Origin of the sequence: Streptomyces sp. NPDC004609 (assembly GCF_042873655.1) — a bacterium.
Taxonomy (GTDB): Bacteria; Actinomycetota; Actinomycetes; order Streptomycetales; family Streptomycetaceae; genus Streptomyces.
Window position 1 is genome coordinate 94,628 of the sequence record NZ_JBIALS010000029.1, and the last position, 9,367, is coordinate 103,994.

Annotated in this window: 10 protein-coding genes; 2 read left to right on the top strand and 8 right to left on the bottom strand. The window is 71.6% G+C overall.

Annotated features, from left to right (window positions below; all coding sequences use genetic code 11):
* Positions 1 to 452 precede the first annotated feature (452 nt).
* The 8 genes from ACFYT4_RS26080 to ACFYT4_RS26115 form a co-directional block, all read right to left on the bottom strand.
* Positions 453 to 1,829, bottom strand: a complete 1,377-nt coding sequence (locus tag ACFYT4_RS26080; protein ID WP_389273738.1) for an 8-oxoguanine deaminase — start codon at positions 1,827 to 1,829, stop codon at positions 453 to 455.
* A gap of 122 nt (positions 1,830 to 1,951) precedes the next feature.
* A complete protein-coding gene (gene pucL / locus ACFYT4_RS26085; protein WP_389273741.1) occupies positions 1,952 to 2,947 on the bottom strand; it encodes a factor-independent urate hydroxylase in 996 nt (331 codons plus the stop codon).
* A gap of 8 nt (positions 2,948 to 2,955) precedes the next feature.
* The gene (gene uraH, locus ACFYT4_RS26090; protein WP_389273744.1) at positions 2,956 to 3,354 is read right to left on the bottom strand and encodes a hydroxyisourate hydrolase; all 399 of its coding nucleotides are present in this window, start codon (positions 3,352 to 3,354) and stop codon (positions 2,956 to 2,958) included.
* A gap of 101 nt (positions 3,355 to 3,455) precedes the next feature.
* Positions 3,456 to 4,100, bottom strand: coding sequence for a 2-oxo-4-hydroxy-4-carboxy-5-ureidoimidazoline decarboxylase (gene uraD / locus ACFYT4_RS26095; protein WP_389273747.1), 645 nt, complete (start codon positions 4,098 to 4,100; stop codon positions 3,456 to 3,458).
* 214 nt (positions 4,101 to 4,314) lie between these two features.
* Positions 4,315 to 4,749, bottom strand: coding sequence for a helix-turn-helix domain-containing protein (locus tag ACFYT4_RS26100; protein WP_389273750.1), 435 nt, complete (start codon positions 4,747 to 4,749; stop codon positions 4,315 to 4,317).
* Complete coding sequence (locus tag ACFYT4_RS26105) at positions 4,746 to 5,015, bottom strand: hypothetical protein (RefSeq protein ID WP_389273753.1); 270 nt, start codon at positions 5,013 to 5,015, stop codon at positions 4,746 to 4,748. Before ACFYT4_RS26105 ends, ACFYT4_RS26100 begins: the two co-directional genes overlap by 4 nt.
* A gap of 596 nt (positions 5,016 to 5,611) precedes the next feature.
* Complete coding sequence (locus ACFYT4_RS26110; protein ID WP_389273756.1) at positions 5,612 to 6,616, bottom strand: HEAT repeat domain-containing protein; 1,005 nt, start codon at positions 6,614 to 6,616, stop codon at positions 5,612 to 5,614.
* Positions 6,617 to 6,622: 6 nt separating this feature from the next.
* Complete coding sequence (locus ACFYT4_RS26115) at positions 6,623 to 7,291, bottom strand: HEAT repeat domain-containing protein (protein ID WP_389273759.1); 669 nt, start codon at positions 7,289 to 7,291, stop codon at positions 6,623 to 6,625.
* Positions 7,292 to 7,703: 412 nt separating this feature from the next.
* Here ACFYT4_RS26115 and ACFYT4_RS26120 point away from each other — a divergent pair, with 412 nt between their 5' ends.
* Together ACFYT4_RS26120 and ACFYT4_RS26125 are read left to right on the top strand one after the other, a co-directional pair.
* Positions 7,704 to 8,132 carry a nuclear transport factor 2 family protein gene (locus ACFYT4_RS26120; protein ID WP_389273762.1) on the top strand — a complete coding sequence of 143 codons (429 nt, stop codon included), beginning with the start codon at positions 7,704 to 7,706 and terminating at the stop codon, positions 8,130 to 8,132.
* Positions 8,133 to 8,341: 209 nt separating this feature from the next.
* Positions 8,342 to 9,265 carry a UTP--glucose-1-phosphate uridylyltransferase gene (locus tag ACFYT4_RS26125; RefSeq protein ID WP_389273765.1) on the top strand — a complete coding sequence of 308 codons (924 nt, stop codon included), beginning with the start codon at positions 8,342 to 8,344 and terminating at the stop codon, positions 9,263 to 9,265.
* Positions 9,266 to 9,367 lie beyond the last annotated feature (102 nt).

Here is a 9,367-nt window from a genome sequence, read left to right on the forward strand (position 1 = left end):
CCTCCGCACGGTGGCGGATCGCCGGGCCGTACGGCGTCCCGCTGGGACGTCACGCGCTCACCGTGCCCGGTGGACGCGCCACACGCGGTGGCCCCTCCTCCGGCACGGCTTCCGTGGACCCCTCCGAGTCCACGGCACCGGCTGGGGGCCGTCCCCCTCGGCCGGAGTCCTGGTGGTTCTCCGAGCCCTGGTGGTTCTCCGGGGCGGGGGGGGGGGGGGGGGGGGGGGGGGGGGGGGGGGGCGGGGGGGCGCGGGGGCCGGGGGGGGGGGGGGGCGGGGGCGGCGCGCCGGGCGGCGCGCGGGGCGCGCCGCCGCCCCCCCCCCGCCCCCCCCCCCCCCCCCCGCCCCCCCCCCCCCCCCCCCCACGGCGGTGAGACCGGGCCGGACGGGAGCCGTCCTCGCCGGTGGCCGCACCCGCGCCGATCCGATCCGCCCCGTTCGCGATGGCCGGCTCAGTCCCCCGCCGCGATCCGCGCGAGCCGCCGGGCTTCCGCCCGGGTGGCGCGCGCGATGGCGTCCTCGTCCACCGTGGTCAGGCGGTTGTCCTCGACGACGGTTCTGCCGCCCACGAGGGAGAGCGTCACGGGAGCCGCCGCGCCGAGGACGAGAGCCGCCACCGGGTCGGCGATGGAGGCGTGGGCCAGGGTGTCCATCCTCCAGAGCACCAGGTCGGCGAGCTTGCCCGCCTCCAGGGAGCCGAGCTGTTCGGCCCGGCCGAGCACCCGCGCTCCCCCGTACGTCCCCAGGCGCAGTGCCTGACGGGCGGTCAGGGCGTGCTCGCGGTGGGCGCCGAGGCGGTTGATGAGGAGCGCGTTGCGCAGTTCGGTGTGGAGTTCCCCCGACTCGTTGGAGGCGGTTCCGTCGACACCGAGGCCGACGGGGACACCCGCCTTCAGCATGTCGGGCACCCGGGCGATGCCCGCCGCGAGCCGTGCGTTAGACGACGGACAGTGCGCGACTCCCGTTCCCGTACGGGCGAAGGCGGCGATGTCCGCGTCGTTCATATGGACGCAGTGCGCCATCCAGACATCGTCGCCGAGCCAGCCCGTCGACGCGAAGTAGTCGGTGGGGCCGAGGCCGAACAGCTCCTTGCAGAACTGTTCCTCCTCCATGGTCTCCGAGCCGTGCGTGTGCAGCCGCACGCCTTTGCGACGCGCCAGTTCGGCTCCCTGCCGGAGCAGTTCGGTGGATACGGAGAAGGGCGAGCAGGGCGCGACCGCGATCTGGGTCATCGCGTCGAACGACGTGTCGTGGTACTTGTCGACGGTCTCCTCGGTGGCGGCCAGCGCGCCGTCCAGGGACTCGACCGCGAAGTCCGGCGGCAGTCCCCCGTCCGACTCCCCCCTGTCCATGGAGCCCCGGGCGAGGGTGAGCCGGACGCCCGTCTCGCTCGCCGCGCCGATGATCGCGCCGGAGAGATCCCCGGCGCCTCTCGGGTGGACGTAGTGGTGGTCCATCGCCGTGGTGACTCCGCCGCGGGCCATCATGGCCAGGGAACCCTGGGCCGCCGCGCGGACCATCGGCTCGTCGATCCGGGCCCAGATCGGGTAGAGCGCGACCAGCCAGTCGAAGAGGTTGTGGTCGGTGGCGACTCCCCTGGTGATCCACTGGTAGAAGTGGTGGTGGGTGTTGACCAGGCCGGGGGTGGCGAGATGGCCGGTGCCGTCGACACGGCGGACCACGTTCTCCAGCCCTCCGGGCGCCGGGCCCGGGCCCACCGACTCGATCCGGTTGTCCGCGACGACGAGATGGCCGGAGGCGTACTCGGTGTCCTGTGCGTCCACGGTCGCGATGGCACAGTTCTCGATGACGATGCGCGAAGCCGCCATACGGGGGGTCCTCGTTTCCTTGGCTCGGGCGTCCGCGTCCGGGGTCGGGCGTCCGGGTCGTTCCGACCGGTTCGCACGGTCGGGTTCACAGGGTCGGGTTCACAGGGCCGGTCAGAGGATGGTCACAGGTTGGTCAGATCGACCGGGATCTCCGGCTCGGCGCCTTCCCGCAGAACGGTGGCCTCGATCAGTCCGTAGGGCCGGTCGGCCGCGAAGTAGACCTCGTTGTCGTTCTTGAGCCCGAACGGTTCGAGATCCACCAGGAAGTGGTGGTTGTTCGGCAGTGAGAAGCGGATCTCGTCGATCTCGTCCCGGTGTCCGATCACCCGTGACCCCATGTGGCAGAGGGTCTGCTGCAGGGAGAGCGAGTACGTCTCGGCGAACGCCTGGAGGATGTGTGTCCGCGCCTGTTCGTACGAGGTGTTCCAGTCGGGCACGGGGTCCTCGTCCGAGGTCCAGCCGTAGCGCCACCGCGCGGACACATCGGTGGCGAGTATGCGGTCGTAGGCTTCCTTGAGCGTCGTGTACCCGTCCTTGACGTAACCCCAGAACTCGGAGTCCGTGGAGTTCAGCACAGTGAGGTCCTTGAGCCCGGAGACGACCTGCCACCTCTCACCGTCGTAGGTGATCTGGCTGACACGGGTCTCCTGGCCCTTGCGGACGAAGGAGTGGCCGGGTCCGCCGTCGCCTCCGGCCCCCCGGCTGCCGCCGGAGGTCACGATGCGCTCCCACGCGTACTCCTCGATACGGATACGGGCCCGGTGGATCGGCTCCTGCGACGACACGAAGTGACGCGCCAGATGGATCCCGAACTCCTCGGCGGACGCGATCCCGTGCTCCTTGGCGAACGCGAACACCGTGTTCTTCGTGGTGTCGGTGGGCAGGACGTTGGCGTTGGAGCCGGAGTAGTGGACCTCTTCCATGTCCCCGGAGAGGGCGACGGAGACGCTCAGATCCTTGATGTGGTGGGTGTGACCGTCACGGGTGATGCGCACGACACGGTTCTCGGCCTTGCCGTACTGGTTCTGACCGAGAACCACCGGGTGGGCCGGTCGGTCCGCGCGGGCCGGGCCGTGGCCCGGGTTCCGGGGGCGGTCGGGGCGGGAATCGGCTGTCATGAGATCTGCTAGCTCCCTCGGTAAACGGAGTAGCCGAACGGGTTGAGCAGCAGCGGTACGTGGTAGTGCTCGCCCGGTACGACGGCGAAGGCGATCGCCACCTCGGGGAAGAACACGGGGCCGGCACCGCTGTCCCGGTTCGCGGGGGCGTCCTGCTGCGCCTCGGCTTGCTGCGTCAGGAAGTACGCCTCGGTCCCGAAGACGAGGCGCACCCCGGTGGTGCCCCGCGGCAGGGCCGGCAGGTCCTTGCAGCGCCCGTCCGCGTCGGTCGAGGAGTCGCCGAGAGGCACCCACTCGGCGCCGGGCCCGGTGCGGGCCGACAGGGTGACGGCGACGCCGGCGGCGGGGCGTCCGATGCTGGTGTCCAGGATGTGGGTGGACACCGACGCGGTGGCTTCCGTGCTCATGCGCTGTTCTCCTCCACGGGCTTCGTCGGTCGGTCCCGGTGTCTGTCCGGCCTCGTCCCCGGCACGTCGGCGGGCGCAGGGGCTGTCCGGCACCAGGGCTCCTAGTCGCCCCGACTGTCCGCCGTCCCTGAGATCCCCGTGTTCCCTGTCTTCTCTGCCGTCTCTCCTGTGGCCTTGGTGACCTCGATGGCCCCGTTGTCGTCGGCTGCCTCGGTGACCTCGACGAGACGGGCCAGCCGGATGCGGTTGATCCTGCCCAGTTCGGTGCGGACGATCTCGCGCTCCCGCTCCGGCGTGTTGCCGATCCGGCTCCGGACGGCGTCACGCATCCGCTCCCCGGTCAGCCCGGTGGCGCAGATCAGAAAGACATGGCCGAACTTCTCCTGGTACGCCAGGTTCAGTTCCAGCATCTCCGCCCTCAGGGTGTCGGAGGCCCCCGCCATCCCGCTCTGCTCCCGGGACGACGTCGGATCTCCGGGTCTGGGGCGGCCGATCGGCGGGTGCCCCGCCATCGCCTCGGCCAGATGCGCGTCCGTCAGCCCGGCCACGGCGGCGTCCGCGGCGGTGAGGAGGGCTTCGGTGGTGGCGTAGGGGCGGCCGGCGAGCAGTGCGCTCCCCCACGCCGAACTGGCGCACACCTCGTGGAGCGCGGCGATCGCGTCCCCCTCGGGTGCGGTGTTGAACCGGGTGAGGCCCGCGGAGGGCTCGTGCGCCTTCCCCGTAACGCGCTGTGGTCTCGACGGCACGGGAACCTCCGTGGCTGCTTCTGCTGTGCGTCGAACGGGCTGCGCATAGCTAACGCGCTCGACAACATCACGTCAACACTTTGTTGAAAAATGCCTCCCAGGGGTCCCTGCCCTCCGTCCGGGCGGCCTCGCCCACGGCCGCCTCTCCGGTTCGGACAGACCGCGGAGGGGCACTGCTGCTGTGGACGACCGGGTGCCGGACAGCGCCGTCACATCAGTCGTCCCCCGGCGACCGCTCGTCGCCGCCACGGGCCCGAGCCCGCCGCTCGTTGGCGTAGTTGATGTAGTTGTAGACGGTGAAGCGGCTGACGCCCAGCGCCCCCGCGACGGTCTCCACCCCGTGCCGCACGGAGAACGCTCCGCGCGCCTCCAGGTTCCGTACGACCTGTTGCTTCGTTTTGCGGTCCAGCTCCGACAGGGGCTTGCCGTGTGTGCGTTCCAGGGAGGCGAGAATGCGGTCCAGCGACTCGGAGAGCAGCGGAAGGCGTACGGCGAGCACTTCCTCGCCCTCCCAGGCCAGGACCACATCGTCGGCGCCCGCCTGCGCGAGGCCCACGATCTCGCCGCCCATGGCGTCGACCAGCGGTGTGACGGCGCGCGTCAGCGGGTGTTCCGTCGCGGGGGGCGGGGTGTCGTCCGGTCGGGTCACCGGTCCGTCCCGTCGGCCGCGGCGGTCTCCTCGATCAGACTCACCTGGAGGGAGATCCGGGTGGCCCCGGCCTCCAGGGTGCGGCGCAGAAGCGCGTCCACGGTGGTGAGCACGGCATCGGTACCGCCCTCCGCCGTATTGCCGAACGGCCCGACGTCCACGGCCTCCAGCCCGGCCGACTGGACCACCTCGCGGGCGACCACCGCGTGGACGGGCGCCTCTTCCAGGTCGAAGGGCTCGGTGGTGAACTCCACTCTCAATCGCACTGTGCCCCCATGACGTCTCATCCGACCTGCGCGTTCTCTCCGTGTTCACACCGGGAGGGCATATGTGGGGGACGCTCCGCCGCCGGCGCGTCGATCGCCCGCTCCACCGTGGCCCCCGTCCGTCCTTCCGACGCGGGACCGAGGTGTCCGTGGACGTTCGGCGTCGCCGCCGCGCGCCGATGTGCCCGAGCACTCCGACACGACCTTAACGGACTCCTCCACGGTGATCGGCGGAGTCGTGGACGGACCATGACGTTCTCCGCGGGAACCGCCCTCGGGGGCGGCGCCGGACGGTACGGCGAGGTGGCGGCGAACGGTCCCGCCGTCGAGGCCGGCACGGGTTCGGTGGCGGCGCTCGCGGGCCGGGGCAGCTCGGTCCACACCGAGCCGGGCTTGCGCACGGAGGGGGTCGGCGCGTCGAGCGCCGTGGCGAGTCGGGGAGCGAGGCGGCAGCGGGCGGTGTGGCACCGGATGGCCGCCTTGCCCGCGCCGGGGCGGCGGGGCGAGTCTGCCGGGGCGTCGGGGTGGACATCGGGTTGCCGGCGGTGACCGGCACCAACGGGTCCCCACGCACACGGCACCCCGGGAAGGGTCCGCTATCGCGCGGTGCGCATGTCGAGAAGGTAGGCGGCGGTGAGCGCGACGGCACGGTCTTCGTCATGTGACAGCTCCGCGAGGGCACGTGACGTGGTGATTCCCGGGATATCCGCGAGCGCCTGTGTCAGCCGTCGGCGTACGGGCGCTTCAGCGGTACCGTGGGCGAGGCGATCAACGAGCCCGGTGGCGATCTGATCCGCCAGCGCGGGACGACTCGCCAGCGCGCTCAGTGCGTCGGCCGCATCGACGTCGTTCGTCTCCTCGACGACCATGTCGATGAGCGTCGGGACCGCGTCGGCCACTCCACGTGCCCCGAGCGCCAGCGCCGCATACCCGCGGACCACGATGTCGGGGTTCGCGAGGGCGTCCCGCAGCCGTGCGGTCGCCTCACCACTCGGAATCTCGGCGATGGACTGGACGGCACGTTTCCGCACCTCGGCTTCCGGTGAGCCGAGGCCCTCCGCCAGCAGTGCCAATCCGCCATCGCCCGATCGCGCCAAAGCCCATCGGAGGGCTCCCGCGACGTTCGGGTCCGACTCGCTCAGCGCCGCCTCGACCAGTGCTTCCACCGGCACCGGAACCTCTTCGCCCGAGGACAGGGCCGCGCGTTGGCGCGTCCCGGCGCTCTTCGACCCCAACGCCTGGAGGAGTGCGACGATCCGGAGGACGTCCTCCCAGCCGGCGGGCTCGGCGGCGCCGATCCGACGCAGTCGCGTGAGCAGCTCCGTCTCCGCCGCGATGCGCTCGCGCGTCTGGCGGATGAGGTCGTCGACGAGGTCGGAGGGCGTGAAGCCGGGGTCATCGAGCGCGCGCCCGACATCGCGCAGCGACAGCCCCAGTGACCGCAGGCTCTCGATATGGAAGATCCGCCGGATGTCCTCGCTGGAGTACTCCCGGTAGCCGGAGTCGGTACGACCCGTTGGCCGCACCAGGCCGAGCGATTCGTAGTGCCTGAGCATGCGGGCGCTGACCCCGGAGAGTCGTGCCACATCACCGATCAGCACCGACTGTCACCCCTCCCGGCCGGTCGTTCCGAGGGCTACGACGCGCTTCGCCTCCTCGATCGCGGACTCGAATCCGGCATCCGGGTCGCGCCACAGCCGTTCCGTGGCGATCGCGTGCGCGCGTACGCGAGGGTCGAGAGCTGTCGTCGCGGCGCCCAGTGTCGGCAGCATCACCTCCCCGAGCGCGATCAGCGCCCGGCTGAGGCTCAGCTGCGTCTCGCGTTCGCCGCGCCCGAGCTGTGTCGCCAACGCTACGGCCAACGCGTGCTCCTCGCCTTCGGGCACGAGCACGACCGCTGCCCGCCAGGCGCTCCGGGCCACCTCGTCGTCGGCGTCGGACAGCAGCGCCGGTGTGATCGCCGGCCACGCCTGCCGGTCCCCGATCTTGGACAGCGTGTGCAACGCCTGGCTCCGTGCCTGCGCACGCTCCGAGCGGACTTCGTCGAGCAGCACCGGGACCGTCATCGATGCCGCGTGGCGGGTGAGTGCCCACGTCAGCATTTCACGCACGTAGAACTCAGGTTCGATCGCGCATCGCTCGATGAGCTTGCCGATGAACCCCGCGTCCGGAGTAGTGCCGACCGCCAGCGCCGCCTGCAGCCGCACCGACGAGCTGCTGTTCTCCAGCCCCTGGAGAGCTCGCGTGGTGTTCGTGTCCTGTTTGGGCATGGCCATCGGGACCACCTCCTCGGCCACAGTGAAGACCTTGTCAACGTGTCAAGGTCAAGCGGGCCACGCCGAGAGACGGCCGGGCACCTCTGCCCACCGAGTCCGGTTGCTCGTCACGTCGGACGAGACGTGCGTGACGTCAGGTCAGCGAATACCCAGGTCGGCCCAGTCGGGTTCAAGCGGAACAGTGACGCCCCGGCACTCGCCCCGGCTTCCCTCGCGGCCGGCAGCTCCCACGATCCCCCGCCCTTGACGCGGCGCCCCTGCCGTACCCGCCCGGTGTCGCCTTCCGCCGTTTACCGCCGAGCTCCGGGCGTCCGGCCGCCCCCCTTCCGTACGGGCTCCGCCGTAGCGGTTGCCGGGCACGAGGTGCGCCACCCGGCGGGTCGCGGCGCGGGATCCGGGCTACGCTCGGGCCATGGGAGACAGTGCCGATCCATTCCCCCGGGGGCCGGAGGACGACGCGGTTCACCATCAGCTCACCACCGTCGTGAACGACTGGGCGGCCGCCATCGTCTCCAACGACGCCGCGCGCATCGCGAGCTTCATGGCGGACGAGTGGGCCATCGTCTCCGAGACCGGTATCACCACCAAGGAGCAGTTCCTCGCGTTCGTCGAGTCCGGGGACCTGACCCACTCGGCCATGGATCTCGTCAGTCGGCCCAGGATCCAGGTGCACGGGAACACGGCCGTGTTCACGGCGCGTGCGACCAACACGGCCCACTTCGGGGGCCGGCGCTTCGACGCCGACGAGTGGACGACCGATGTCTTCGTACGGCGCGACGGAGGGTGGCTGTGCGTGCTGAGCCACATCACCGCGGCGGCTCCGGCACCGTCGTCGCCGTGAGCCGGAACCCGCTGTGAGCCGCCACCTCCCGTGACCCGTATCACCCGGGCGACCGGCACCGGCGGACGCCTCACGGTGACGAAGTACACCGGTTCGCCCGGTGCCGGTGCACACCGGGCCATACCGGCCCGGCGGGGCCCGGCGCGTTGATAGCGTCGGAGCGCACCGGGCCGACCGGTACGGTGCGCCGTGCGACCGAGAGAGACCTGATGCCCCCGACGATCCGCAGGGCTGTGATCCCCGCCGCCGGACTCGGCTCCCGACTCCTGCCCCTGACCAAGGCCACGCCCAAGGAAATGCTCCCGGTCGGCGACAAACCGGTGATCGAGCACACCGTGCGCGAGCTGGTGACGTCCGGCATCACGGACATCACCATCGTCGTCTCCGGCGGGAAGTCGTTGATCCAGGACCACTTCCGCCCCAACCCCGCCCTGGTCGAGCAGTTGCGCGCCGACGGCAAGACCGCGTACGCGGACGCGGTGGAGGAGGTCGCCGAACTGGCCCACCAGGGGCACATCACGTATCTCGACCAGCACGGCCCGTACGGCAATGGAACCCCGGTGCTCAACGCGGCCCGCAACGTCGGCGACGAGCCGATGCTGGTGCTGTGGCCCGACGACGTGTTCGTGGCCGAGGTGCCCCGCGCCCAGCAGCTGATCCGCGCCTACGAGACGACGAACTGCCCCGTGCTGGCTCTGATGCCCATAGAGGCCGAGGACTCCCGCCGGTACGGGGTGCCCGTGGTCAAGGAGGACCTCGACGGCGGGCTGCTGCGGATCACCGGCCTGGTCGAGAAGCCCAAACCGGACGACGCCCCCTCCAGGTACGCGGCCATCGGCGGCTATGTCGTCACCCCCGCCATCATCGACGAGCTGCGCGAGCAGACCAGCCGCTGGTACGAGCACCGGACCGGCGAGGTCTATCTGACGGATGCCATCAACGCGTACGCCAACAGCCGTGCGGTGTACGGGCAGGTGATCTCCGGACGCTGGTACGACACCGGGAACCCGGCCGACTACCTCGTGGCGCAGATGGCCTCCGCGCTGGCCCACCCGGAGTACGGGCCGGTCCTGCGCCGGCTCGCCCGGCAACTGGACCACGACGACCGGCCCGGGGCCGGGACGACCGACTGATCCGCCGCTGGCGGGGGGGGGGGGGGGGGGGGGGGGGGGGGGGGGGGGGGGGGGGGGGGGGCGCCCCCGCGCGGGGCCGCCCCCCCGCGCCCCCCCCCCCCC

Coding starts and splice junctions, on each gene's coding strand:
- ACFYT4_RS26080 (WP_389273738.1), bottom strand. CDS start 1,829: ATGGCGGCTTCGCGCATCGTCATCGAGAACTGTGCCATCGCGACCGTG.
- pucL (WP_389273741.1), bottom strand. CDS start 2,947: ATGACAGCCGATTCCCGCCCCGACCGCCCCCGGAACCCGGGCCACGGC.
- uraH (WP_389273744.1), bottom strand. CDS start 3,354: ATGAGCACGGAAGCCACCGCGTCGGTGTCCACCCACATCCTGGACACC.
- ACFYT4_RS26115 (WP_389273759.1), bottom strand. CDS start 7,291: ATGGCCATGCCCAAACAGGACACGAACACCACGCGAGCTCTCCAGGGG.
- ACFYT4_RS26120 (WP_389273762.1), top strand. CDS start 7,704: ATGGGAGACAGTGCCGATCCATTCCCCCGGGGGCCGGAGGACGACGCG.
- ACFYT4_RS26125 (WP_389273765.1), top strand. CDS start 8,342: ATGCCCCCGACGATCCGCAGGGCTGTGATCCCCGCCGCCGGACTCGGC.